This window comes from Caldibacillus sp. 210928-DFI.2.18 (genome assembly GCF_020554505.1).
Taxonomy (GTDB): domain Bacteria; phylum Bacillota; class Bacilli; order Bacillales; family Caldibacillaceae; genus Caldifermentibacillus; species Caldifermentibacillus hisashii.
This window is the reverse complement of the sequence record NZ_JAJCHL010000232.1, coordinates 1-441: the sequence shown is the minus strand read 5'-3', so window position 1 is coordinate 441 and position 441 is coordinate 1. Positions and strand designations below refer to the sequence as shown.

Annotated in this window: 1 protein-coding gene; it reads left to right on the top strand. The window is 26.5% G+C overall.

The genetic code is table 11. From position 1 onward, the window contains the following. Positions 1-70: 70 nt before the first annotated feature. On the top strand, positions 71-441 hold a 371-nt coding region (locus tag LIZ98_RS17700; protein ID WP_227140412.1), incomplete at its 3' end, for a helix-turn-helix domain-containing protein.

The window sequence follows — 441 nt, the reverse complement described above, 5'->3', positions numbered from 1 at the left end:
GTATATACTATTGACATATATTTTAATTAAGTATATACTTTTAATATATATTAAAGGAGGTGAAAAATCAATGATTGTAAATAAAGCATATAAGTTTCGTCTCTATCCGAACAAAGAACAGCAAATATTAATTAATAAAACATTTGGTTGTTCTCGATTTGTATTTAATCATTTTTTAGCAAAATGGGATAATGCTTACAAAGAAACAGGAAAAGGATTAACTTATAATTCTTGTTCTGCTCAGTTAACACAATTAAAAAAAGAGTTAACTTGGCTAAAAGAAGTAGATAGTATTGCGATTCAATCGTCATTAAAAAATCTCGCTGATGCTTATTCTCGTTTCTTCAAGAAACAAAATGATAGACCACGTTTTAAGTCTAAAAAAAATAAAGTGCAATCCTATACAACCAAATATACTAATGGCAATATTGCGATTAATGA